This window comes from Actinoplanes xinjiangensis (assembly GCF_003148685.1).
Lineage (GTDB): Bacteria > Actinomycetota > Actinomycetes > Mycobacteriales > Micromonosporaceae > Actinoplanes > Actinoplanes xinjiangensis.
In genome coordinates this window covers 110,814-134,967 of record NZ_QGGR01000015.1, presented here as the reverse complement: position 1 = coordinate 134,967, position 24,154 = coordinate 110,814, and the positions used below count along the sequence as shown (strand labels likewise).

The window sequence follows — 24,154 nt, the reverse complement described above, 5'->3', positions numbered from 1 at the left end:
GTGAATTCAAGGCCGGCGGGGGCGTCCCCGGTGCTCAGCTGAACACCGGGGACGCTCTCCGTCAGATCTCCTCGACGCTGCTGACGCCCTCGTTCGGGCGCCGGGACAGGTCGATACCGAGTTCCTCCGCGGCCCGGAAGACCTCGTCGTCGGTCTCACGCATCTCGAGCGCCACACCGTCGCTGGACAGCACCTCGACGTTCAGGCACAGCGACTGGAGCTCCTTGAGAAGCACCTTGAACGACTCCGGGATTCCCGGCTCCGGGATGTTCTCGCCCTTGACGATGGCCTCGTAGACCTTCACACGGCCGAGGACGTCGTCGGACTTGATGGTGAGCAGCTCCTGCAGCGCGTAAGCCGCACCGTAGGCCTGCATGGCCCAGCACTCCATCTCGCCGAACCGCTGGCCACCGAACTGCGCCTTACCACCCAGCGGCTGCTGCGTGATCATCGAGTACGGGCCGGTCGACCGAGCGTGGATCTTGTCGTCGACCAGGTGGTTCAGCTTCAGGATGTAGACGTAGCCGACCGAGATCGGGTCCGGCAGCGGCTCACCGGAACGACCGTCGAACAGCTGCGCCTTGCCGTCGCCGTTGACCAGCCGCTTACCGTCGCGGTTGACCAGCGTCGACTCGAGCAGACCCTTGATCTCCTCCTCCTGGGCACCGTCGAAGACCGGGGTCGCGACGTTGCTGTCGGCGGGGGACTCGTGCGCCTCGATCGACCGGAGCTGACGCTTCCAGTCCTCGTCCTCGCCGTCGACCTCCCAGCCGGTCTTGGCGATCCACCCGAGGTGGGTCTCCAGAACCTGGCCGATGTTCATACGCGAGGGGACACCGAGCGGGTTGAGCACGATGTCGACCGGGGTGCCGTCCTCGAGGAACGGCATGTCCTCGACGGGCAGGATCTTGGAGATGACGCCCTTGTTGCCGTGCCGGCCGGCGAGCTTGTCACCGTCCTGGATCTTCCGCTTCTGGGCGACGTAGACCCGGACCAGCTCGTTCACGCCGGGGGGCAGCTCGTCGCCGTCCTCGCGGGAGAACGTCCGGACACCGATGACGGTGCCGGTCTCGCCGTGCGGAACCTTCAGCGAGGTGTCCCGGACCTCCCGGGCCTTCTCACCGAAGATGGCGCGGAGCAGGCGCTCCTCCGGGGTCAGCTCGGTCTCGCCCTTGGGCGTGACCTTGCCGACCAGGATGTCGCCGGGGACGACCTCGGCACCGATCCGGATGATGCCGCGCTCGTCCAGGTCCGCCAGCATCTCTTCGCTGACGTTCGGGATGTCGCGGGTGATCTCTTCCGGGCCGAGCTTGGTGTCACGGGCGTCGACCTCGTGCTCCTCGATGTGGATCGAGGTGAGGACGTCCTGCTGCACGAGGCGCTGCGACAGGATGATCGCGTCCTCGTAGTTGTGGCCTTCCCAGCACATGAACGCGACGAGGAGGTTGCGGCCCAGGGCCATCTCGCCCTCGTCGGTGCACGGACCGTCGGCGATGACCTGACCGGCCTCGATCCGGTCACCCTCGAACACGATCGGCTTCTGGTTGACGCAGGAGCCGGCGTTCGAGCGACGGAACTTGTGCAGCAGGTAGGTACGCCGGTGGCCGTCGTCCTGGTGCACCGTCACGTAGTCGGCGCACAGGTCCTCGACCACGCCGCCGACCTCGGCGACGACCACGTCACCGGCGTCGACCGCGGCGCGGTACTCCATACCGGTACCGACGAGCGGCGACTCGGCCTTGACCAGCGGCACGGCCTGGCGCTGCATGTTCGCACCCATGAGGGCACGGTTGGCGTCGTCGTGCTCGAGGAAGGGGATCATCGCGGTCGCGACGGAGGTCATCTGCCGCGGCGAGACGTCCATGTAGTCGACCTCGGTGCCGGGCACGTAGTCGACCTCACCGCCCTTACGGCGGACCAGGACGCGGTCCTCGGCGAAGGTGTTGTCGCTCGACAGCACCGCGTTCGCCTGGGCCTTGATGAACCGGTCCTCCTCGTCGGCGGTGAGGTAGTGCACCTCGTCGCTGACGACACCGTTGTTGACCTTGCGGTACGGCGTCTCGATGAAGCCGAACGGGTTGACCCGCGCGAACGTCGAGAGCGCACCGATCAGACCGATGTTCGGGCCCTCAGGCGTCTCGATCGGGCACATCCGGCCGTAGTGGGACGGGTGCACGTCGCGAACCTCGAAGCCGGCCCGCTCACGGCTCAGACCACCCGGGCCGAGCGCCGACAGACGGCGACGGTGGGTGAGACCCGCGAGCGGGTTGGTCTGGTCCATGAACTGCGACAGCTGCGAGGTGCCGAAGAACTCCTTGATCGCGGCCACGACGGGCCGGATGTTGATCAGGGTCTGCGGGGTGATCGCCTCGACGTCCTGGGTGGTCATCCGCTCACGGACGACGCGCTCCATCCGGGACAGGCCCACGCGGACCTGGTTCTGGATGAGCTCGCCGACCGTACGCAGACGCCGGTTGCCGAAGTGGTCGATGTCGTCCGCTTCGTAACCGTCCTCACCGGCGTGCAGCCGGCACAGGTAGTCGACGGTCTTGACGATGTCTTCCTCGGAGAGCGTGCCCCGGACGATCGGGACGTCGATCTCGAGCTTCTTGTTGAACTTGTACCGACCGACCTTGGCGACGTCGTACCTCTTCGGGTTGAAGAAGAGGTTGTCGAGCAGGGTCTGGGCGTTCTCGCGCGTCGGCGGCTCGCCAGGGCGGAGCTTCCGGTAGATGTCTAGCAGGGCCTCGTCCTGCCCCGCGATGTGGTCCTTCTCCAGCGTCGTCATGAGCAGCTCGGACCAGCCGAACCGCTCACGGATCTGGTCGGCGGACCAGCCGATCGCCTTCAGCAGGACGGTGACGGCCTGCCGGCGCTTACGGTCGATGCGGACGCCGACCGTGTCGCGCTTGTCGATGTCGAACTCCAGCCAGGCACCCCGGCTCGGGATGACCTTGACGCTGGTGAGGTCGCGGTCGGAGGTCTTGTCCGGCTCCTTGGTGAAATACACGCCCGGCGAACGGACGAGCTGACTCACCACGACCCGCTCGGTGCCGTTGATGACGAACGTCCCCTTGGGGGTCATCATCGGGAAGTCACCCATGAACACGGTCTGGCTCTTGATCTCGCCAGTGGTGTTGTTGGTGAACTCCGCGGTCACGAACAGCGGGGCACAGTAGGTCAGGTCCTTCTCCTTGCACTCCTCGATAGAGGCCTTGACCTCGTCGAAGCGCGGAGCTGAGAAGGACAGCGACATGGTGCCGGAGAAGTCCTCAATGGGACTGATCTCTTCGAGGATCTCTGCGAGGCCCGAGTGGGCATGCGGGTCGTCCGTCGTCCGGGCCTGCCAAGCCTCGTTGCCGACCAGCCAGTCGAACGACTCCGTCTGGAGGGCGAGGAGGTTGGGGACCTCTAGCTGCTCGGTGATCCGGCCGAAAGAGACCCGGCGGGGTGCGTAAGCGCTCGACGTACGGCTGGTCTTCGCAGGGCGGGAAGCTGCCAAGATGCGTCCTTCCGAGGACCGGTGCTGCTATGCGGCTGAGTTGCTGATGCAACTGGTCTGCGTGCACTCCAATGAGCCCCCAAGAGAGTTATCCACATGGATATCTCAGTCGAAGGCAAGGCAGAAGGCAGCGCAAACTAGCAGTGTAGCCGCTCGGCTAACCGCTGTCCAGCCCCACACCCGAGGTTGCCTGCGGAACGTGTCCCCATCTCCTCTGACCTGCGCATCCGCGGTCAGTGCCGTGACGGGGCCGCTCAGAAACGCGGCGATCTCCTCTGGTGCCGGTCCGACGGGTATCGGTGGTAAACCCCCGTTACCCGTAGGGCGGCTGTCGCAAGCGCGGAAACTTGCTGATGTCAGCGTGCCTGCCCGCCGACACACAGTCAAGGGTTGTGCCGCGGGTCGGACTGCTCCGGTCATCCACCCGGCACACCAAACGGACCTTAACGCATGATTAGCGAGCTTTGGCAGTCTTTGCCGTGTGGGTTGACCGGCCTCACCGCGAGACTGCCTGAGCTGCCCGAATAATAATGCGAACGACGATGGCGGGGATCCGTAACGGACCCCCGCCATCGAAGCAGAACGCTGTGAAGCGTTAGATCACTTGAGGGTGACCTTCGCGCCTTCGCCCTCGAGCTTGGCCTTGGCGGCCTCGGCCTTCTCCTTGTTGACACCCTCGAGGATCGCCTTCGGGGCGGACTCGACGGCGTCCTTGGCCTCCTTGAGGCCCAGGCCGGTCAGCTCACGCACGACCTTGATGACCTGGATCTTCTTGCCACCGTCGCCCTCGAGCACGACGTCGAAGGAGTCCTTCTCGACAACCTCTTCGGTGGCGGCCGGGCCGGCCGGGCCCGCCACGGCGACCGGGGCGGCAGCCTTGACGTCGAAGACGTCCTCGAACTGCTTCACGAACTCGGAGAGCTCGATGAGGGTCATCTCCTTGAAGGCCTCGAGCAGGTCTTCAGTGCTGATCTTCGCCATGTAAGGCAACCTTTCCTAAGAACTTTGACTTTTAACGGTTCGCGCGAGGCCTCAGGCCTCGGCAGAACCGGCCTGCTCGCGCTGCGCCCGCAGAGCCTCGACCGTGCGCACCGTCTTGGTGAGGGGCGCCTGGAACGTGGCTGCGGCCTTGCTGAGGTTCGCCTTCATGGCGCCGGCCAGCTTGGCCAGCAGCACCTCACGAGACTCGAGGTCAGCAAGCTTGTTGACCTCGTCCGCCGTGAGGGCCTTGCCCTCGAAGACACCGCCCTTGATGACCAGAACGGGGTGGGCCTTGGCGAAGGCACGAAGGCCCTTGGCCGCCTCGACCACATCGCCCCTGACGAAGGCGAGCGCGGTAGGACCGGTGAACAGAGCGTCGTCGAGGCCCTCGATGCCCGCGTCAGCCGCCGCACGCTTCGCGAGCGTGTTCTTCGCGACCGCGTACTTGGCTTCGCTGCCCAGCGAGCGACGGAGCTCGGTGAGCTCCTTCACGGTGAGGCCGCGGTATTCGGTCAACACGGTGGCCGCCGAAGCACGGAAGTGATCCGTGAGCTCCGCAACGGCCGACGCCTTGTCGGCCCGGACCGGCTTGTCCGCCATGTCCCTCCTCTCTCAGTGCTTCAGCCACTGGTCGAGAGGGTCCGCAAGAAAAGCAAAACGCCCCGGTGCAGGGCACGGGGCGGACTCGAACACGCGCGCACGGGCGCGGCCGACGATCACGAACCGTTCTCCCTACACGGGTCGCCCGCTCTGAGCGGGACCTTCGGCCGCGACCTCCGTCATGACGACGGTTGTTGCGGCGACCAGCGGTCTATGGGTGGAACTTCAAGTCGCAAGGGTACGCGGACCCGCCGCCGAAAACCAAATCGCCCCCGTCACACCTGGTCCGCCCGGTCAGAACCGCTGCTCCCGGGCGGGCGAGCCGGCCGCATCGGGCGGGACGGCAGCGCAGTGCGAAGCGGTGCGGGTCAGGAGCGGTCGCGGCGCAGACGGGCGTAGAGGGCCAGGACGACGGTGCACCACAGAGCCGTCCATGCCACCAGCACTGCCAGGTCGACGGCGGCCGGGGCGGTGCGGCCGCTCAGGGCACGGGCCGTGGCCATCATCGGCGGCACCAGCCAGGGTGCGATCGAGTCGCTCAGGCCGAGCACGACGGCCAGGATCGACCCGGTCGCCAGGACCGCCACGCCCGGGAGCACCCGCCGGGTGACGGCCCGGCCGGCCAGTGCCCCCAGTGCCACCCCGGCCGCCGCGGCGAGGAGGTGGGCGAGGATGCCCAGGAGTACGCCTTGCGGCAGGCTGGGAGCCGGCGAACCCGGTTCGGGGCCGGTGATGGCCTGGAACGGCAACGGCGCCAGCATCGCCAGCACGCAGACCCCGATCGCGAGGACCGTGGCGGCGAGCAGGCCGGCGGTGGCCTCCCGGACCGGGCCGACGGCCAGGCGGGCCAGTCGGCGCTGGGCGTCCGGCTCGGTGTCCAGCACGAGCTTGGTGAGCCACGCCAGGATCGGGAAGAGCCAGACCGCGGAGTAGCCGTAGGCCGCCGCGGCCGGTGCGGGCCCGCCGCCGTGCAGGATGGACAGAACCGCCAGCACGGTGATCAGGGGAGCCGTGGCCCGGCCGCCGCGCAGGAAACCGGCCAGGCGCATCCGGGTGAGCGCGATCATCGCCCCTCCCCCGTCTTCTCCGACACGACCGCGGGATGCTGCGGCGCGGGGGGCTCCCGGCGTACAGCTGAGGTGTCTCGGATTCTGAGGACACGGTGACCGGCGGCGCGGAGCCGGTCCACCGCGGCGGCCGCCTCCTGGCGCGGCACCGCGATCTCGACCACCACCTCGTCGGCGTCCGTTGCGATGTCCGGCGGGGGCGCGACGTGAAGGGTGCCGTCGGCGACCGTCCAGTGGTGCGCGCCGGGCAGATTGGCGATCTCGCCGCGGTGATCGCTGACCAGGACCGTCCCGCCGCCGTCGGTGACCTCGGCGACGATCCGCGGGATCAGTTCGCGGGAGGGTGCGTCCAGGCCCTCCCAGGGCTCGTCCAGGACCAGCAGGCCCGGCGGGGCCAGCAGCGCCTGGGCGAGGCCGACCTTCTGGGCGGTGCCCTTGGACAGGTCCGCAAGCGGGGTGCCGGCGTGCGGGGTCAGGCCGAGACGGTCGATCCAGGGGTCGGCGGCGGTCGGCGGCAGCCCGCGGACCTCGGCCATCGCCCTGAGGTAGCCGACCGTGGTGAACGGTTGCGAGGCGGGAAACCGCTCGGGGACCCACCCGACGACGGCCGGACGGTCACGGACCGCGCCGCGGGCCGGGCGGAGCACACCGGCGGCCAGCTGGAGCAGCGTGGACTTGCCGGCGCCGTTACGGCCCAGCACCACGATCGTCTGCCCCGGTTCGAGCGTGGCGCCGACCTGGTGCAGTGTCCACGGGGCGCGGCGGGCGTACCGGAACCAGACGTCGTCGAAGCGCACGGCCGACAGCCTGCCACAGACCGCACCCGGCACACAGGCCCGGAAAAGCGTCGAGCCCCCGGGGAAGTCCCCGGGGGCTCGACGTGAAGCGGTATGTCAGGAGTTGGTCTCGCCGCCGTGCAGGTTCTTGTGCACGTTCGGGTCGACCGGGACGCCCGGGCCCATCGTGGTGGCGACGGTGACCTTGCGCAGGTACTTGCCCTTGGCCGCGGACGGCTTCGAGCGCAGGACCTCGTCGAGGACCGCGGCGTAGTTGTCGATCAGCTGCTCCGCCGAGAAGGACGCCTTGCCGATGATCATGTGCAGGTTGGAGTGCTTGTCCACCCGGAAGGTGATCTTGCCACCCTTGATCTCGTTGATGGCCTTGGTCACGTCCATGGTGACGGTGCCGGTCTTCGGGTTCGGCATGAGGCCACGCGGGCCGAGGATCCGGGCGATCCGGCCGATCTTGGCCATCTGGTCCGGCGTCGCGATCGCGGCGTCGAAGTCCAGCCAGCCACCCTGGATCCGGGCGACGAGCTCGTCGGTGCCGACCTCGTCGGCGCCGGCCGCGACGGCCTCCTCGGCCTTCGCACCCTGGGCGAACACGATGACACGGGCGGTCTTACCGGTGCCGTGCGGCAGGTTGACGGTGCCGCGGACCATCTGGTCGGCCTTACGCGGGTCGACACCGAGGCGCATCGCGACCTCGACGGTGGCGTCGAACTTGACCGGGTTGGTCTCCTTGGCGAGCGTGATCGCGTCCTTCGGCTCGTAGAGCTTGTTGGCGTCGATCTTCTCCGCGGCGGCCCGGTAGGCCTTGCTGCGCTGTGCCATTTCTACTTACTCCTGTGGTTGTTGGCGGGGCCGCACGCGGCGGCCCCTCCCACTGACATCGCCGGGGATCCGACGATCAGATCTTGGTGACCTGGTTGAAGTTCAGCTCGACCGGGGTCTCCCGGCCGAAGATCGACACCAGGACCTTCAGCTTCTGCTGGTCGGCGTTGATCTCGCTGATCGACGCCGGCAGCGACGCGAACGCGCCGTCGGTGACGGTGACCGAGTCGCCCACCTCGAAGTCGAGCACCTTGATCTCGGGCTTCGACTTCTTCTCCTCGGCCTGGACGGCCGGGGCCAGCCACTTCAGCACCTCGTCGAGGGAGAGCGGCGCCGGCCGGTCGACCCGGTCGGTGGCGCCCACGAAGCCGGTCACGCCCGGGGTGTTGCGCACGCAGGAGTAGGACTCCGGCGTCAGGTCCATCCGGACCAGGATGTAGCCGGGGAAGACCTTGGCCTGCACCTGGTTGCGCTTGCCGTTCTTGACCTCGACCTCTTCGCGGGTCGGGACCTCGACCTGGAAGATGAAGTCCTCCATGTCGAGGCTCGTGATCCGGGTCTCGAGGTTGGTCTTGACCTTGTTCTCGTAACCGGCGTAGGAGTGCACCACGTACCAGTCGCCGGGCGCATACCGCAGCTTCTGCCGCAGCTCCTTGACGGGGTCGTAGTCCTCGTCGACCTCGGGCGCCTGGGCCACGGCCGACTCGTCGGCCGTCTCTACCGACTCGTCGATGTCCAGCGACGACTGCTCGTCGGTGGTCTCGTCGTCGTACTCAGGCACGCTCGCTCACTTCCAAATAAGTCTCTGCGGTGCGGGGCCGGGCTCCGGTCTCGCGGATCAGCCCAGCGCCCAGAGGATCGCCTTGCCGAACCCGTAGTCCAGACCGGCAACCAGAGACGTCATGATCACCACGAAGACGATCACCACGCCGGTGTAGGTCAGAAGCTCCTTGCGAGTCGGCCAGATGACCTTGCGGAGCTCACTCGTGACCTCACGGAAGAAACCACCGATCCGGCCGAGCGGGCCGCGGCCGGACTTCCCGGCCTTGGGGCTCTCATCCTTCGAACGCTCGGCGACAGCGGTGCCACCAGCGCCACTGGTCACCAGGGCGTCGTCGTCATCCGGCACGTCACCGGCGGCGGCGTCGGCGAAAACCTCGTCGTCGCCGGGGACGTCGTCACGGGGGCGGTCCTTCTCGGCCACTTCGCCCTACTTCCGTCGTCGGTGGTTCTGGATGGTCCTGTCAGAACCCGACCGGACGCGGAAGCAGTGCGGACCGCGCACCGGGCGGGCACGTCAGGAGGATTGCGCAGGGGTGACAGGACTTGAACCTGCAGCCTGCGGTTTTGGAGACCGCTGCTCTGCCAATTGAGCTACACCCCTTTGCGGGACCTGTCGCCTCACGACTTCAGAGCCCCACGGCGCACCAGTGTACGGGTACGCCCGGCTTTATCGAAACCCGGGCTACCGCTTCCTGATGAGCGCCTGTGCCATGGACAGTACCTTGTCTCCATTGCACGTCGCAGTCAGGCTCAGCCGAGTGTGTCCCTCGTCGGTGACCTCCTTCACCGACGCGGACACGACGACGTCGGTCCCCTCGTCGGTGTCCGGCACCGGCACGGGACGGCTGAAACGCACGCTGAACTCGACGACCGCGTCCGCGGCGCCGGCCCACGTGGTCACCGCACGACCCACCAGGGCCATCGTGAACATGCCGTGCGCGATGACGCCGGGCAGTCCCACTCCGGTGGCGATCCGGTCACTCCAGTGGATGGGGTTGAAGTCACCCGAGGCGCCCGCGTAGCGGACCAGATCGGCCCGGGTCACCCGGAAGGTCTGCGGCTCCAGCTCTACGGTCATCAGCTGTCTCCCCGCACCACGAGTTTCGACCAGACGGTCACGACCGGCTCGCCGGCCTCGGTTGTCACGTCGGTGCGGGTGGTGAGGAACTCGTGCCCACCCCGGCTGAGGATCTCCTCGACCGTGTTGACACAGACCAGAGCGTCACCGGCGACCACCGGACGGGTGTACGCGAAGCGCTGGTCGCCGTGGACGACCCGGCTGTAGTCGACGCCGAGCGCGGGGTCGGCGACGACCTCACGGCTCGCCGGCATCGTGATCGCGACCGGGAAGGTGGGTGGGGCCACCACATCGGCGTAGCCGAGCGCCCGGGCCGCCTCGGGATCGTGATACTCCGCGTCGGTGGCGCCGATCGCCCGCGCGAACTCCCGGATCTTCTCGCGGCCGACCAGGTAGGGCTCGGTGGGCGGCCAGCTGCGGCCCACGAAGGATTGGTCCAGAGGCATGTCCACAAACTACCCGGCAGGGGCCGTGCAGATATAGCACTACGAGTGCAAAAATATCTCACAAGCTGCACAAACAAAACTGCGCCGCCCGGACGGATCCGGGCGGCGCAGTTTCAGAGATCTTGGCGCGGACGCTCAGCGCGTCTCGCGGTGCAGGGTGTGCTTCCCGTCACGCGGGCAGAACTTCTTCAGCTCGACGCGGTCGGGGTCGTTACGCCGGTTCTTCTTGGTGATGTAGTTCCGGTCCTTGCACTCCGTGCACGCCAGGGTGATCTTCGGACGGACGTCGGTCGCCTTGGCCACGGCGGGGTGCCTTCCTGCTAACGGTTTACTTACTGACGACGAACCAGCGTAGACGCTAAGTCCGCCGCTTCGCAAAGTGGTGCCCCGGGTGGGGTCCACAGGAAAGTAGCGGTGGCCGGACTTGAACCGGCGACACAGCGATTATGAGCCGCTTGCTCTGCCATCTGAGCTACACCGCCGCGCCCAGGCTCACATGTCCAGCGCCAGGCAAGGCGGAACGAACCCGGTAGAGCCCCCTTACGGAATCGAACCGTAGACCTTCTCCTTACCATGGAGACGCTCTGCCGACTGAGCTAAGGGGGCTTGCTGCTTACGATGGACCGCGTTAGCCGCGATCTCTCGCTTGCTGCATGAGTAGACTACACGGCCCCGGAGCAGGGGTGAAATCAGTACCCCCCTTCCCTGGAAATACCTGGTCAGATCACGGCTCGAAGCCGCCTGACCTCCCCGGTCGGAGTGGATTCCGGCTCGGTCTGGGCGTTCAGCCAGGCCTCCAGCCGCTCGAACGGCAGCGGCCGGCTGAACAGGTAACCCTGGCCGATCTCGCAGCCCATCTCCTCGAGCAGCTCCAGGGTCAGCTCACTCTCCACACCCTCGGCCACCACGGTGAGACCGAACTCGCGGGAGAGCCCGATCACTGCCCGGACGATCGCGAGATCACCCGAGTCGGTCGCCATCCCCTGCACGAAGCTGTCGTCGATCTTGACCTCGTGCACCGGCCACTGCCGCAGATAGGCGAGCGAGGAGGCGCCCGTGCCGAAATCGTCGACGCTCAGGCGTACGCCCAGATCGCGCAACCGGTAGAGGGACGGCAGAACCCGCTCGATGTCGCTGAGCATGCCCGGCTCGGAGATCTCGAAGGTGACCAGCCCGGGATCCACCCCGTGCTCCTCCAGCAGCTCCCGGACCAGCTCGGGGAAGCGGGAGTCCAGCAGGATCCGGGCCGACAGGTTGACCGCGATCGCGAACGGGCGCTCCGCGTCGGCCCACGCCCGGCACCGGCGCAAGCCGGCCACCAGCACCGACTCGGTCAGCCGGGCCAGCTGGCCGGTGTGCTCGGCGACCGCCACGAAGTCCTCCGGGGCGACCTCGCCGTGCGCCGGGTGCACCCAGCGGGCCAGACACTCGACGCCGACCACGTGCCGGTCGGCGAGCGTCACCTTGGGCTGGAAGTAGACCTCCAGCTGGTCGTTGTCCAGAGCCCGGCGCAGGTCGGCGGCGATGCCCAGCCGGCGGACCGCCCGCGACTCCAGGGCGGGGTGGAAGGGCTGCACACCATACGGCAGGACCTTGGCGGCGTTGGCGGCCAGCTCGGCGCGCTGCAGCAGGGTCTCCGGATCACTGCCGTGGTCGGGGTAGACCGAGACGCCGACCGCGGTGTTCACGTCCAGGGTCAGCGAGCCGACCGCCATCGGGCCGCGCAGCCGCTCCCGCATCCGGGTGGCGATCTCGATCGTCGCGTCGATGCTCGGCGCCCGCAGCGTGACCACGAACTCGTCCCCGCCGATCCGGCCGACCAGCGCGCCCGGCTCGGCGATGCCGCGGATCCGGTCGGCGGTCTCGACCAGCAGCTTGTCGCCGGCCGCGTGCCCCATCGACTCGTTCACGTTGCGCTGGCCGTCGACGTCGAACAGCATGATCGCGACGACCTCGTCCTCGGCCCGGACGGTCACCGCCTCGGTCAGCGCGTCGATCATCCGGCGGCGGTTCGGCAGGCCGGTCAGCCGATCGTGGTACGCGTCGTAGCGCAGCCGGTCGACCAGGCGTGAATTCTCCACCGCGACGGCGGCGTGCGCGGCGATCGTCTCCAGCACCTGCACGTCGGCCTCGCGGAAGGTGCGGTTGTCGCCGAGGCGGTTCGCCACCTCGAGAGTGCCGATCGTCGCCTGACCCGAGCGCAGCGGGATGACGATGATGTCCTTGACCTTCTCCGCCCGCAGTGCCGGACGGAGGCTTTCGGTGCCGGCGAACCGGTTGCCGACCGCGGTGGCCGACCGGGTGCTGATCGCGTGCTCGCGCACCGCCTCCGGGGTGGGCGAGATGTCCAGCAGACCCCGGTGCTCGACCCGGGCGGTGAGCAGCACCTCCGGATGCCGGCCTTGCGGGGCGAGCCAGAGCGTCGCGTACTCCGACTGCATGAGCGAGCGCACCCGGCCGAGCAGCACGTCCGGCAGGCCGCTGCGGCCGCTCTCGTCGCGGACCGCCTGGGTGAGCTCGTAGACCTCGGCGAGGGTCCGGTGCCGGCGGAAGAACTCGGCGTACGACCGGAGCACGAGCGCCAGCGCCGCGACCAGGATGACCAGCAGGAGCGCCGACCAGCGGTTGGCCTGGAGCGCGACCAGGAAGATCAGGCCGATGACGATGTTGATGCCGGTGACCGGGAGGGTGGAGAGCCCGGCCCGGAGCGCGTCACGGCCGGTGCGAAGACCCTGGACCAGGCTGAGCACGGCGGCGAGGCTGAGCAGGTCGGCGATGAAGGCCACCACGGTCGCCGCGGCGAGGATGGCCCACGCCCGGGGATCGGCGTTCTTCGGGTCCAGCGGGAAGGCCAGGATCAGGAGCAGTGCCGCGGAGTTGCCGGCCGCCGCCTTGGTGACGTTGAACCACAGCTTGACGGGGGAAACCCGCGACCGGCTCTGGTGCGCCAGGATCGCACTGCTCACCACCAGGATCACCAGCACCGGCGGGAGATAGAAGAACGCGAGCACCAAGGGGATGTCGGACACCGTGACGGCGAACGTGGTGCGCCAGATGACGATGTTGAAGACGTCCCGATGGACGATCAGATAGGCGGCGAGGAAGGGGAGAGCGAGTAACCAGTCCCCGCGTCCGGGGGGTTCCGCTATCCAGAAACCCACGGCGCTGATCATCGCCAGCAGACCGAGGGGGTAGGTGATCAACCACGCCCGTTGGGCGCCGCCGGATCGGGGCGGAGGGCGCTTGACCATCCAGGACCCTCCCCGGCCAGCACGTTTACGCCTGACAGTGCAACGTGTACGGGAACCCTAGAGCCACTCGAGATTCGTCGTGTTCATAACGGCGGCGCTGGTGTCCTGGGCGACGGCAGCTCCGAGACCCACCCCACCGAACACCACTGCGAGCGCGAGAACCACGCCGGCGAATCGACTCAACTTCCTTGCAGACATAGCGCTCGCTCCTCATATCACGGATGCAGCAGGCGGGGTCCACATGATGGTGCCACACCAGTTGTGCGACAGGGAGCGTTCATCGGCGGGTCGTGCCGACGCTCGGGCAAATCCTGGCCGAACGGTTGAGCGGGCGCTCCGGTCTACTGCTGAAGAATTGGCGGCTTTGCGAGTGATTTAGGCGGCAAAGCGAGACAAAATGACCCGTCGCCGTCAAGGACCGTTGACGTCAAGCTGCCATGACGGAAAGGTGCCTGGCATGACCATTCCGGACGAGTTGGAGCAGCGGCACACCCTCACCACGGCGACGACCAGATTCGACGCGCTGCGGATGCGCGACGCCCTCGCCGCCATGGACCCCGAGGAGGAGCCGGCCCTCTCCGCCGACGAGATCCTGGAGATGCTGGCGCTCAGTGAGGTGATCATCCGGAAGGCCGGGTACGGACGGCAGGTGATGATCCGGTCCGCCCGCGCGGCCGGGGCGTCCTGGACCCGGATCGGCGCCGCGCTCGGCACCACCAAGCAGGCCGCCTGGGAATCCCACCAGCGCTGGGCGGCCGACACCGGTGGGCGGGCCGCCGACTGAATCGGTCGGCGGAGGCCGAGCCGGTCGGCGGAAGTCGAGCCGGTCGGCGGAGGTCGAGTCAGGCGCCGGTGGCGGCGGGACGGTCGGTGTGGCTGTACTGCGACCAGGAACCCGGGAACAGGCGGCCGGCACCCAGACCGGCGTGCTCCAGGGCGATCAGGTTGTGGCAGGCGGTCACACCCGAGCCGCAGTACGAGATCACGGCGGCGGCGTCGGTCACCCCGGCCGCGGCGAACCGCTCCCGCAACTCGGCCACCGGCAGGAACCTGGCATCGGCGCCCACGTTCTCCCGGCACGGCACGTTCCGTGCGCCGGGGATGTGGCCGGGGCGCGGATCGACCGGCTCGATGTCGCCGCGGAACCGGGGCGCGTCCCGGGCGTCCAGCACCGGGCCGGCGGCGTCCACCGTCTCCTCCAGCGAGGCCAGCCGGTCGGCGGGCCACGGGCGGGCGGTGAACCCGGACACCGGACGGACCGGGATCTCCGTGGTCAGCTCACCCGGCCAGGCAGTCAGGCCACCGTCCAACAGTGCTGCGTCATGCCCCGTCGCCCGGAGCAACCAGACCAGCCTCGCGGCCACCACTCCGCCCGCGTCGTCGTACGCGATGATCTGATCTTGATCTTGAATGCCGGCCGCCGCCATCGCCGCCGCGAAGACCTCCGGATCCGGCAGCGGATGCCGGCCCTCGGCCGGCGACGCCGGGCCCGCCAGCGCCGTATCCATATCGATGAAGACCGCGCCCGGCAGATGCCCGCGCTCGTAGGCCTCCCGGCCGGACCGGCCGTCCAGATACCACCGGACGTCGGCGAGCACCACCGGACGATCCGCGATCCACGAAGCGTCCACCACCGGGTCGATCACCACAGCCCCCTAACGGCCGGACAGCCCCAGCCGCACGCCGAAACCGAGCAGGACCATTCCGGTCCCGGCGTCGACGGTACGCCGAACCGCCCGCCGGGCCAGAAGACCCCGCGCCGCCTGCGCCCCAAGAATGATCATCGTGAACCAGATCAGGCCCTCGACGTCGTGCACCAGAGCCAGCAGCAGGCCGGTCGTCAGCGGATCCGCGTGCGCCGGCACGAACTGCGGCAGCACCGCCAGGTAGAAGGCGCCCACCTTCGGATTCAGCAGATTCGTCAGCAGGCCCCGGCCGAACGTGCTCCAGAACGTCGCGGTCACCGCCGTGGCCCCGGACTCCGCCGTCCCGTCACCTCTTCCACGGAACGCCTCCCGGATCATCCGCACGCCCAGGTAGATCATGTAGGCCGCGCCCACCACCCGGAGCACCGTGTAACCCACCGTCGACGCCGCCAGCAGGGTCGACGCGCCCACCGCGGCCGCCGCGCCCCAGGCCAGTGCGCCCACGTTGATGCCGAGCGCCGTCGCGAACGCCGGGCCCCGTCCCATCGTGATCGCGGCCCGGAGCACCAGGGCGGTGTCCAGGCCCGGCGTGATCGTCAGCAATGCCCCGAGCACGGCGAACGAGAGAACGGCATCCATCAGGTCCATGACCCGTTCCTAGACGCCGCCGGCAGGCCTGTCTGTGGCTGGAGTCACTCGGTGTGGTGGCGACTGCGGCTGCCCGGCCGGAAGTAGACCACCGCCACCGCCACCAGGGCGACCGCCAGCAGGGTCGCGATCATCGCGGCCAACTCGGTCAACAGCGTCGCCCCCAGGACGAACATCAGCACGGCCAGCCCGAACAACAGGTGGTAGCCGCCCGCCTGCCGAGGCGAGCGGAACGATCGGGCGATCACGCCGGGAGCGTTACCGGTCACCAGCATCCGGGCCCCGAAGACCGCCAGCACCAGCCCGATCAGGGCCGCCGCCGTGCTCATCACCCCAGTCTGCGCGTACACGGCCGCCGGTGGGTGCCAATCGGTACGGCCGGGCCCCGGAAGAGCCGGCCGATCTCGTCTGGAGAGCCTTCGCAGTCAGGGGGCCGTGCCCTGGTGCACGAGCCGTGTGGCGTCGCGGTCTCCGAACGGCTCCGCACGAGCCTGAGTTCCCGCGAGTCGGCATCGCCGCCGGCTTTGTCTTCGCATGGCTGGGTCTGTCATCACCTGGCTGGCTTTGTCTTCGCATGGCTGGTTTTGTCTTCGTATGACTGCCGCGCACGCCGGCGACGTCAGGTCGATGGCTGGTGTCCGCCGGTTCGCAGCGCCCGCCGGCCTGGCGTGGCCGCCATGTTCGCCGTTTCCGGCCGGGATGATCGACGCACCAGCAGGCGCCGATGGCAGCGCCGGCGACGTCGATCAGCGCACACCATCGCTCAACGTGGGCTCTCGCCTCGTCCATGGCACGTATAGGCGCACACGATCCGTCGATCGTGTGCGCTCATCCAGGTCATGGCGATGACAGGAACCCACATAGGCGTTAGGTGCGCCCCCATCGTCGCTCGCAGAGCACCCGGTCCCGGCCGACCACTGCACCGGGCAGCACCAGTGACGTCGCTGGGCCTCTCTGCGAGCGATAACCGCCACATATGTGCAGCTCACCACCGCTCGCGTCCCGACTCCACACGCAGAAACGAGACCCGGACGGCGAAAACCCTCTAGCGGTAGTTGTTGAACTGGAGGGCGACGCCGAAGTCCTCCTGCTTGAGGAGAGCGATCACGGCCTGGAGGTCGTCACGCTTCTTACCCGTGACCCGGAGCTGGTCGCCCTGGATCTGGGCCTGCACACCCTTCGGCCCCTCGTCACGGATCTTCTTGCTGATCGCCTTGGCCTTGTCGGTCTCGATGCCCTCGACCACCTTCAGGTCGATCTTCCACGTCTTGCCGGACTGCCGAGGCTCCCCCGCGTCCAGCGACTTCAGGGAGATGTTGCGCTTCACCAGCTTCTCCTTGAAGACGTCGAGCGCGGCGATCGCCCGCTCCTCCGTCTCCGAGGTGATCGTGAACGCCTCCCCCGACTTGGCGAGCGACGTGCCCGTACCCCGGAAGTCGAACCGGGTGCCGAGCTCCTTCTCCGCCTGGTTGAAAGCGTTGTCGACCTCCTGCCGGTCGACCTTGCTCACGATGTCGAACGACGGGTTGGCTGCCATGATCAGACTCCTGCGGCTGGATGCTTGTCGATGCTCTACAGCGGGCGCCTTGAAGCCCGCGACATGCCGACCGTACCCGGTTGTTGAAGGGGTTCGCGCTACGGCTATTCTTATGTCCGCCGCCGCGGGAGACCGCGGTGGTTGCCCAGGCGGGTTGCCCGAGCGGCCAATGGGAGCGGACTGTAAATCCGTCGCGAAAGCTACAGAGGTTCGAATCCTCTACCCGCCACAGGCTAAGGAAACGGCCCCGGAAGCTGCGGAAACGCGCTCCGGGGCCGTTCTCGTTGTGTGCTCGCGAGCCCGGCAGGATCCGGCCGTCTACGGGACACTTCTCCTCCGCTATTCGCCCGACCGGGTCAGGCTCATACCGTCCTCATCCAGCCCCCGAAGGCTCGTGAGGCGACAGTCGACCTCAACGGACGCGACGCGTCTGAGGAAGTCAGTAGGTAGGTAGAGGGGGCGGGTATGCCGTCGGCTTCCGCCTGCGCCTTGCGACATCGGGGCGGCATGGTCATCGCCTCGACCAGCAGACGGTGCTCGGTCTCCTCACACCGGCGTGCCGCTTTCCACGGACGCCGTGCCGCCGGAGGTGCCGTACCGTGGGCGGGAAGCATCTTCTTGTGAGCCGCTGCTGGGGGTGACGTCGTCGATGAGCGTGGGAGTGGTTGACCACGTCGGTCCATGGACTGAGGACGAGTATTTTGCACTCGGCGAGACGACGGACCGGATCGAGCTCATCGACGGGAGCCTGGTCGTGAGCCCCGCGCCGAGCATGAGCCACCAGCGGCTCTCCCGCCGTCTGGCGAACGCACTGGAGGAAGGCGCCGAGCCCGCCGGGCTCTTTGTGTACGAGGCGATCAACGTCCGGCTGCACACCGGCCGCATCGTGATTCCGGACCTGGTCGTCGTGGACGTGGACGAGGAGGCCGTCACGGCGGACGCTTCCCGGGTGCTTCTGATCAGTGAGATCGTCTCGCCGAGCAACGCCGCCATGGACCGGGTGCTCAAGATGCAGCTCTACGCTGCTGCCGGCATCGGGTGGTACCTCCTGGTCGAGCACGAGGCGCCGGATTCGCTGACACTGCGACTCAACCGCCTCGATGACCAGCACTACGTCGAGGAGACCGTCGTAAAGACCGGCGCGAGCCTGACCTCCGAGTACCCGTTCCGGTTCGAGCTCGACACCCGGGCTCTCGCCCGTCGCTGACAGAGGTACGTCCGCCGGGAACGCCAATCATCCCGCCGGCACCATCGCGCAGATCGGCCGGCCGGAACGGGCCTTGACGACGGGGCGGCGGGACGGGCGGCGGTATTTTACGATCTTGCCACCGTGCGGCATCTGGGTCGCCGGGCCCTCAGGAAAAAGGTCGGCAATGGCCCGCTCGATATGGCTGCCCCGCATCGTTCTTCCACTCTTCGCCACCGTCTCCGCCACCGCGCTGGCCGCACCCGCGCAGGCGGCAACGGTCGGCGTGGCCTCGGTCGTGAACACGACGATCGTGCAGTTCAAGGCAGCTTCCAAGATGCAGAACCGGGTCGTGATCACCCGCTCCGGGAACACCGTCACCGTTGACGACCGGGTCGCGATCAAGGCCGGTCCCGGTTGTAAGGCGGTCAGGAAGGACAAGACCAAGGTCACCTGCCGCGTCGTGAAGGCGCCGACTCAGCTGCGGGTCTACACCTACGATGCGGCCGACTCGATCACCAACCGGACGAACCTGTCACTCAGCGCCAGCGGTGGCACCGGCAACGACACTATCGTCGGCGGTCCGGCCGGCGATTGGCTCTACGGCGGCGCCGGTCACGACTCGCTCTCCGGCAACGGAGGTAGGGACGGCATCTGGGGCGACGTCGGCGACGACCGGATCTCCGGGGGCGACGGCGACGACCGGCTGTACGGCTGGACCGGCGCCAACCAGGTCTGGGGTGGCAACGGCGACGACCACATCGAGCTCTGGACCGGCACCAACCGGGTCTGGGCCGGCGCGGGCACGGACACCGTCCACGGCAGTCCCGGTGTCGACCGCATCTGGGGTGGCGACGGCCGGGACGATCTGTTCGGCCAGAACGGCAACGACGTCATCGACGGCGGGCCGGGGCCGGACCTCGTCTCCGGCGGGGACGGTGACGATGACGTCTACGGCGGCGCCGGTGACGATGACGTGCGCGGTGACTACGGCAACGACGACCTTTCCGGTGGCGACGGCGACGACGAGCTGCGTGGGTACAACGGCGATGACCGGGTCTACGGCGGTGCGGGCTCCGACAAGATCTGGGCCGACGCGATCCAGAACGACGGCGACAAGGACGGCCAGGGCGCGGACTACTATTCCGGCGGCACCGGCGGCGACTTGGTCATGTACAACAACTACCGGACATCCTCCGTCGTCGCGGATCCGGACGGGGTCAGGGGCGACGACGGCGCGGACGGCGAGCGTGACACGATCGCCACCGACGTCGAGGAGCTCTGGGGCGGGCACGGCGATGACACGCTCACCGGGGGTCCCGGCTCGAACTCGCTGTCCGGTCTGGGCGGTGACGACACGCTGCGGGGTCTCGGCGGTGAGGACCGCCTCTTCGGCGACGACGGCGACGACATCGTGGACGGTGGGGACGACGGCGTCCGGGACTGGGTCGACGGTGCGGGCAACACCACCTCGGCGTCCGGCGACACCTGCTACCAGTGGGAGTTCGACGACCTCAACGACTGCGAGCTGATCGTCGCTCCGTAACGGGCGGGCGCGGCGTATACGTGTCGGCGAGCCTCAGTCACCGACGCAGACTACGCATCTACGCCGTCGCCGGCGAGACGACTGTCTGCGTGGTGGCTTCGGCGATCCTGAGGACGGGATCACCCGCGGGTGGACAGGCCGCGGTGTACGCCGCGGATCATCCTCCGGGAGGCGTTACGGCGGGTCGTCAGCGACAGGATCTCGGGAATCGTCAGCTCGGGGCGGGAGGCCAGGGCCAGGGCGGCGGCGTACGGGCGCTCGCCCGGCCGGTCCAGCAGGGCCGCGGTCCGGTGCAGAGTCTGGAGCAGGGTGGGACGGTCGGCGTTCGGGTGGCGGGCGGTGGCGGCCAGGATGTGGTTGCGGGTCCAGCTGGTCAGGTCGTCCAGCGGGATGGCGGCCAGGGTGCGCGCGTCGGCTCGGGGTGAGTCGGCGACGGCGCTCCGGACGAAGTTGTACGGGCTGCCGGCCAGGGCGTAGGTCGTCGATGTGGGCCACGTCGGGGTCTCGGGGTGTGCTGGGCGGATCCGGAGGTCATCGGGCTCGGGGCGGCAGGACCACCGACCGGGTGATCCTGCCGGGAGCCGTCGTGGGAATCGTGCGCTGGTCTCAGCCGGCCACGCGCTTCTCGATGTCGGCCCGCATCTCGGGCGGGAGGGCGTCGGCCACCAGGAGGCGGGACAGGTGCTGTGTGTTGTGCATGTAGATGTCGAACGCCTCGGCGATCGTCAGACCGTGAGCGGGGCGCTCGATGACCTCGATGCGGGCGCCGGGCGTGACCTCGCCCTCCTGGAGGATGCGCAGGTAGGCGCCGGTGCGGTTGGAGGCGGCGAAGCGTTTGGTCCAGCGGGGCTCGCCCATCCGGTGCTGGAAGGTGGAGCACGGGATGCGGCCGAACGTGGTCTCCAGGACCACCTGGTCGCCGACCTGCCAGCGGTCGCCGATCACCGCGTTGTAGAGGTCCAGGCCCTCGGTGGTCAGGTTCTCGCCGAACAGGCCCGGTGCCAGGTCACGGGACAGTTCGGCGGACCACCAGGCGTAGTCCTCGACGGCGTACGCGTACAACGCCTGGTCGTCGCCGCCGTGGTGTTGGATGTCGCCGATGAAGTCGCCGACCACGCCGCTGTGCAGGCCGGTCCTCTTCGGACCGGGGCGGCGGACGGTCACCGGGTGGTCGACCGGGCGTTTGCCGATGCCGGTGCCGCCGGTGTCCTTCGCGGGGTTCGGCTCGGAGCGGCCCACGTTCAGCGAGATCAGGCGGCCGACGCCAGGAGAAGGAGAAAGGGTCATCGGGGGAACTCCACCACCGCTCGGTCTTCGATCGGCCGGTAGCCCGGCCGGGGGTACAGGGCGTTACTGCTCGGGTTTGCCAGGTCGGTGAAGAGGACCACGCCCGTCGCGCCGGCGTCCAGCGCATTTCGGGTCGCCGCCGGCGGCCAGGTGTGCCGGACGGGCGACGACCGTGGGGAAGGGCCGGCGTTGTCGGCGGAGGCCGAGACGCCGGAGGGGAGGTGCCAGGTCATCGGGCCCAGGCTTTCGCGATGCGGGCCAGGCTGTCGATGCGGGTCGCCGGGTCGTAGACGGCGCCGGCCAGCATGAGTTCGTCGGCGCCGGTGCGGTCGGCCAGATCCTCCAGGGCGGCGACGACCTCGTCGGCGGTGCCCGCGAACTGGGTGCCGGGCAGTGACTCCAGCACCGCACGGTCCAGATCGGACAGCTGCCGCTGGGCGGCCGTCTCCGGTGACACCATCGGGCCCAGCCGGCCGGTACGCAGACTGAGCGCCATCACCCGGCTCGGGCCCGCGAGGAACTGTGCCTCCTCGGTCGTCTCCGCGGCCAGGACCGACGCGCTGACCATCACCCAAGGGCGCGGGAACCGCGGCGACGGCTGGTACCCGTCCCGGTACAGCCGCAGGGCGCCGTCCACATCGGAGCTCATCGCGAAGTGGTACGCGAAACAGAACGGCAGCCCCAGCGCGGCCGCGAGCTGCGCGCCGTAGGTGGACGAGCCGAGGATCCACACCTCGGGGTACGACTCGGCGGCCGGAGTGGCGGACAGCCGGTCGGCCGGCACCCGGTCGTCGCCGAGCAGGCCGAGCAGCGTCTTCAGATGCTCCGGGAACTGCTCGACCGTCAGATAGGGCGAGACGCCCCGCAGTGCGGACGCGGTGGCCTGGTCGGTGCCCGGTGCACGGCCGATGCCGAGATCGACGCGGCCCGGATAGAGCGCCTCCAGCAGGGCGAACTGCTCGGCCACCACGAACGGCATGTGGTTCGGCAGCATCACGCCGCCGGAGCCGACCCGGATGTCGCGGGTGTGCGCCGCGACCGCGCCGATCAGCACCGGCGGCGACGTCGACGCGACCGCCGGCATGTTGTGGTGCTCGGCCACCCAGAACCGGGAGAAGCCCAGCTGGTCGGCGGCCGCGGCGATCTCGATGGTGCCGCGCAGCGCATCGGCGCTGGTGTGGCCCTCGCGGACGGTGGCCAGGTCGAGCACGGACAGCGGAACGCGTTTCGGTGCGGTCATGCGGGGCTCAATCTTTCCGGTTCTGGGTGCGGATCGTCTGCACGCCCACGGTCACCGCGCCGAGCGCGACCCCCGGCACCAGCAGCCAGATCGGCCACGGATAGACGAACTCCGCGACCGACGCGGCGACCAGGGCGTAAACGACGACGTTCACCGCGGCGAGGGCACCGAAGATCGTCCAGAGCACGATCAGGGCGGTCGGCAGGCGGCGGATCCCGTCGGCGGCGCCCCGCCCGGGACGGGGCAGGTCCTTCACGAGGACGCGCAGCTCGGCGTGAGTGCGTGCGGCGTACGCCAAACCGATGCGCTCGTCATACTCATGCAACGACAGACGGCCCTCGTCGAGCGCGAACTTCAGCCGGTCGGCGATCTGCTGGCGGTCCGCGTCCGCCGCGCGCATGCTTTCGACCTCTTTGGACACCGCAGCCCCCTCGTCACCCGCTTACCGTCAGGCTATCCCGGCGACCCCTCACACGAGGTCCGCGGCGAGCCTCTCGGTGGCATGCCGATCGGCGCGGGCCATCGAGCCTCCGGGGACGGCGGCGACCGCCGCGGCCAGCAGCAACACCGTCGACGCGAACACGAACGACCAGGGCAGGCCGCCCGGCTGGTCGACGATCACACCGGCCAGGGCGCCACCCGCCGCACTGCCGGCCACCGAGACGGTGACCATCCAGGTGTACGCCTCGTTCAGCATGCCGGCCGGCGCGATCCGGCCGACCAGACTGTTCTCCACGGTCAGGGCGGGTGCGATGGTCGCGCCGCCGAGCACCAGGGCGGCACCCAGCCACAGCGGGCCCGGCATGAACGCCAGCACCAGGAAACTCAGCGACACCGCCGCCAGCAGCCAGGCGAACTGCCGGTACAGCGCCATCGCCGGGCGGCGGGTGCCGAACCAGATGCCGCCGATCGCGCTGCCGATCCCCCAGACGCCGAGCAGCACACCGCCGAGGGCCTCGCCGCCGCCGTGCTGAGCCGCGTAGGCCGGGACGATCACGCCGGCCGCGCCGAACGCGGTGCCGAGGGCGCCGACACACAGCAGCAGTGCCGGGAATCCACCGGATCGCAGGGGGCCCAGTCCCTTCGCCGCCGTCCCCGGGTCGTACCCGCCGCGGTGGCGCATCACCGGGAGCCGGGACACCCATGCCGTACCGGCGAGCGTCACCGCGCCCGCACAGATCAACGCGGCCGCCGGCTCGGTGGTGGCCACCAGGAACGCGGCGACGAGCATCGGGCCGAGCACGAACACCAGCTCGAACAGGGACGTCTCGGCGGCGATCGCGGCCGAGCGCAGCTCGTGCCGGCCGGTGCCCGGTGCGGTCATGGCGGTCCACGCGCGACGGATCGCCGCGGTCGACGGCGGATAGGTGGCGCCGGCCGCCGCCGAGGCCACGAAGATCCATTCCAGATTGCCGGCACCGCCCCGGCTCGCCAGCAGCAGACCGGCCAGCGCCAGCGGATGCAGCACCGCCGTCGCCAGCAGGATCGGGCCCGCGCTGATGCGGTCGGCGAGCCGGCCCGCGATCGGGCTCAGCGCCGCCCCGGCCAGTGCGTAGACGCCACCGGCCAGACCGGCCGCCGCATAGCGGCCGGTCGCCTGCTCCACCAGCAGGAGCAGCGCCAACGGGGTCATGCCGATGCCCAGACGGGCCAGGATCCCGACGACCAGCAGGACCTTCGCCCCCGGCAGTTGCCACACGCCAAGGTACTGACGTAACGCGGTCACAGGGGCCTCCGGCTGCC

The 24,154-nt window shown here is 69.0% G+C and carries 24 protein-coding genes and 4 tRNA genes; 4 read left to right on the top strand and 24 right to left on the bottom strand.

What is annotated here, in order from left to right; genetic code table 11:
* Positions 1-61: 61 nt before the first annotated feature.
* The 15 genes from rpoB to BC793_RS29880 all read right to left on the bottom strand — a co-directional run bounded on the left by rpoB (position 62) and on the right by BC793_RS29880 (position 13,321).
* Complete coding sequence (gene rpoB, locus BC793_RS29950; RefSeq protein WP_109598581.1) at positions 62-3,502, bottom strand: DNA-directed RNA polymerase subunit beta; 3,441 nt, start codon at positions 3,500-3,502, stop codon at positions 62-64.
* Between the two features lie 600 nt (positions 3,503-4,102).
* Positions 4,103-4,483 (bottom strand): 50S ribosomal protein L7/L12, encoded by a 381-nt coding sequence (gene rplL, locus BC793_RS29945; protein ID WP_109598579.1) that lies wholly within the window; start codon positions 4,481-4,483, stop codon positions 4,103-4,105.
* Between the two features lie 51 nt (positions 4,484-4,534).
* The gene (gene rplJ, locus BC793_RS29940) at positions 4,535-5,083 is read right to left on the bottom strand and encodes a 50S ribosomal protein L10 (protein ID WP_109598577.1); all 549 of its coding nucleotides are present in this window, start codon (positions 5,081-5,083) and stop codon (positions 4,535-4,537) included.
* A 368-nt stretch (positions 5,084-5,451) separates the two neighbouring features.
* On the bottom strand, positions 5,452-6,150 hold the full coding sequence (locus BC793_RS29935; RefSeq protein ID WP_109598575.1) for a hypothetical protein: 699 nt from the start codon (positions 6,148-6,150) through the stop codon (positions 5,452-5,454).
* On the bottom strand, positions 6,147-6,947 hold the full coding sequence (locus tag BC793_RS29930; protein WP_109598808.1) for an ATP-binding cassette domain-containing protein: 801 nt from the start codon (positions 6,945-6,947) through the stop codon (positions 6,147-6,149). The genes BC793_RS29935 and BC793_RS29930 overlap by 4 nt, the downstream gene beginning before the upstream one ends.
* 96 nt (positions 6,948-7,043) lie before the next feature.
* The gene (rplA, locus tag BC793_RS29925) at positions 7,044-7,763 is read right to left on the bottom strand and encodes a 50S ribosomal protein L1 (protein ID WP_109598573.1); all 720 of its coding nucleotides are present in this window, start codon (positions 7,761-7,763) and stop codon (positions 7,044-7,046) included.
* A gap of 76 nt (positions 7,764-7,839) precedes the next feature.
* Complete coding sequence (gene nusG / locus BC793_RS29920) at positions 7,840-8,544, bottom strand: transcription termination/antitermination protein NusG (RefSeq protein ID WP_109598571.1); 705 nt, start codon at positions 8,542-8,544, stop codon at positions 7,840-7,842.
* Positions 8,545-8,601: 57 nt separating this feature from the next.
* The gene (secE, locus tag BC793_RS29915; protein WP_109598569.1) at positions 8,602-8,967 is read right to left on the bottom strand and encodes a preprotein translocase subunit SecE; all 366 of its coding nucleotides are present in this window, start codon (positions 8,965-8,967) and stop codon (positions 8,602-8,604) included.
* 107 nt (positions 8,968-9,074) lie between these two features.
* Positions 9,075-9,147 (bottom strand) — tRNA-Trp (locus tag BC793_RS29910).
* A gap of 81 nt (positions 9,148-9,228) precedes the next feature.
* Complete coding sequence (locus BC793_RS29905; RefSeq protein ID WP_109598567.1) at positions 9,229-9,624, bottom strand: MaoC family dehydratase; 396 nt, start codon at positions 9,622-9,624, stop codon at positions 9,229-9,231.
* Positions 9,624-10,070: a MaoC family dehydratase N-terminal domain-containing protein gene (locus BC793_RS29900; protein ID WP_109598806.1), complete on the bottom strand. Its 447-nt coding sequence runs from the start codon at positions 10,068-10,070 to the stop codon at positions 9,624-9,626. Before BC793_RS29900 ends, BC793_RS29905 begins: the two co-directional genes overlap by 1 nt.
* A 135-nt stretch (positions 10,071-10,205) precedes the next feature.
* On the bottom strand, positions 10,206-10,373 hold the full coding sequence (rpmG, locus tag BC793_RS29895; RefSeq protein ID WP_014687739.1) for a 50S ribosomal protein L33: 168 nt from the start codon (positions 10,371-10,373) through the stop codon (positions 10,206-10,208).
* Positions 10,374-10,479: 106 nt separating this feature from the next.
* Positions 10,480-10,552, bottom strand: a tRNA-Met gene (locus tag BC793_RS29890).
* 51 nt (positions 10,553-10,603) lie between these two features.
* A tRNA-Thr gene (locus BC793_RS29885) sits at positions 10,604-10,676 on the bottom strand.
* Positions 10,677-10,789: 113 nt separating this feature from the next.
* Positions 10,790-13,321, bottom strand: coding sequence for a putative bifunctional diguanylate cyclase/phosphodiesterase (locus BC793_RS29880; RefSeq protein ID WP_109598565.1), 2,532 nt, complete (start codon positions 13,319-13,321; stop codon positions 10,790-10,792).
* A gap of 457 nt (positions 13,322-13,778) precedes the next feature.
* Here BC793_RS29880 and BC793_RS29875 point away from each other — a divergent pair, with 457 nt between their 5' ends.
* Complete coding sequence (locus BC793_RS29875) at positions 13,779-14,105, top strand: hypothetical protein (protein ID WP_109598563.1); 327 nt, start codon at positions 13,779-13,781, stop codon at positions 14,103-14,105.
* A 58-nt stretch (positions 14,106-14,163) separates the two neighbouring features.
* On the opposite strand, the gene BC793_RS29870 is transcribed toward BC793_RS29875, so the two are convergent.
* The 4 genes from BC793_RS29870 to BC793_RS29855 all read right to left on the bottom strand — a co-directional run bounded on the left by BC793_RS29870 (position 14,164) and on the right by BC793_RS29855 (position 17,152).
* The gene (locus tag BC793_RS29870) at positions 14,164-14,967 is read right to left on the bottom strand and encodes a sulfurtransferase (protein ID WP_109598802.1); all 804 of its coding nucleotides are present in this window, start codon (positions 14,965-14,967) and stop codon (positions 14,164-14,166) included.
* 9 nt (positions 14,968-14,976) lie between these two features.
* Positions 14,977-15,615 carry a LysE family translocator gene (locus BC793_RS29865; protein WP_170167295.1) on the bottom strand — a complete coding sequence of 213 codons (639 nt, stop codon included), beginning with the start codon at positions 15,613-15,615 and terminating at the stop codon, positions 14,977-14,979.
* A 44-nt stretch (positions 15,616-15,659) separates the two neighbouring features.
* A complete protein-coding gene (locus tag BC793_RS29860) occupies positions 15,660-15,944 on the bottom strand; it encodes a hypothetical protein (RefSeq protein ID WP_109598800.1) in 285 nt (94 codons plus the stop codon).
* A gap of 716 nt (positions 15,945-16,660) precedes the next feature.
* The gene (locus BC793_RS29855; protein WP_109598561.1) at positions 16,661-17,152 is read right to left on the bottom strand and encodes a YajQ family cyclic di-GMP-binding protein; all 492 of its coding nucleotides are present in this window, start codon (positions 17,150-17,152) and stop codon (positions 16,661-16,663) included.
* Positions 17,153-17,300: 148 nt separating this feature from the next.
* On the opposite strand from BC793_RS29855, the gene BC793_RS29850 reads away from it, so the two are divergent.
* The 3 genes from BC793_RS29850 (at position 17,301) to BC793_RS29840 (ending at position 19,884) form a co-directional block, all read left to right on the top strand.
* Positions 17,301-17,381 (top strand) — tRNA-Tyr (locus tag BC793_RS29850).
* A 420-nt stretch (positions 17,382-17,801) separates the two neighbouring features.
* Positions 17,802-18,359, top strand: a complete 558-nt coding sequence (locus BC793_RS29845; protein ID WP_109598560.1) for a Uma2 family endonuclease — start codon at positions 17,802-17,804, stop codon at positions 18,357-18,359.
* Between the two features lie 166 nt (positions 18,360-18,525).
* On the top strand, positions 18,526-19,884 hold the full coding sequence (locus BC793_RS29840) for a calcium-binding protein (protein WP_109598558.1): 1,359 nt from the start codon (positions 18,526-18,528) through the stop codon (positions 19,882-19,884).
* A 606-nt stretch (positions 19,885-20,490) separates the two neighbouring features.
* Here BC793_RS29840 and BC793_RS29830 read toward each other — a convergent pair.
* The 5 genes from BC793_RS29830 to BC793_RS29810 all read right to left on the bottom strand — a co-directional run bounded on the left by BC793_RS29830 (position 20,491) and on the right by BC793_RS29810 (position 24,137).
* Positions 20,491-21,171: an MOSC domain-containing protein gene (locus tag BC793_RS29830; protein WP_109598556.1), complete on the bottom strand. Its 681-nt coding sequence runs from the start codon at positions 21,169-21,171 to the stop codon at positions 20,491-20,493.
* Complete coding sequence (locus tag BC793_RS51685) at positions 21,168-21,404, bottom strand: GNAT family N-acetyltransferase (protein ID WP_239170300.1); 237 nt, start codon at positions 21,402-21,404, stop codon at positions 21,168-21,170. The genes BC793_RS29830 and BC793_RS51685 overlap by 4 nt, the downstream gene beginning before the upstream one ends.
* Complete coding sequence (locus tag BC793_RS29820) at positions 21,401-22,411, bottom strand: LLM class flavin-dependent oxidoreductase (protein WP_109598554.1); 1,011 nt, start codon at positions 22,409-22,411, stop codon at positions 21,401-21,403. Before BC793_RS29820 ends, BC793_RS51685 begins: the two co-directional genes overlap by 4 nt.
* Positions 22,412-22,418: 7 nt before the next feature.
* Positions 22,419-22,811 carry a DUF1707 SHOCT-like domain-containing protein gene (locus BC793_RS29815; RefSeq protein WP_109598552.1) on the bottom strand — a complete coding sequence of 131 codons (393 nt, stop codon included), beginning with the start codon at positions 22,809-22,811 and terminating at the stop codon, positions 22,419-22,421.
* A gap of 69 nt (positions 22,812-22,880) precedes the next feature.
* Complete coding sequence (locus tag BC793_RS29810; protein WP_109598550.1) at positions 22,881-24,137, bottom strand: MFS transporter; 1,257 nt, start codon at positions 24,135-24,137, stop codon at positions 22,881-22,883.
* Positions 24,138-24,154: the final 17 nt, after the last annotated feature.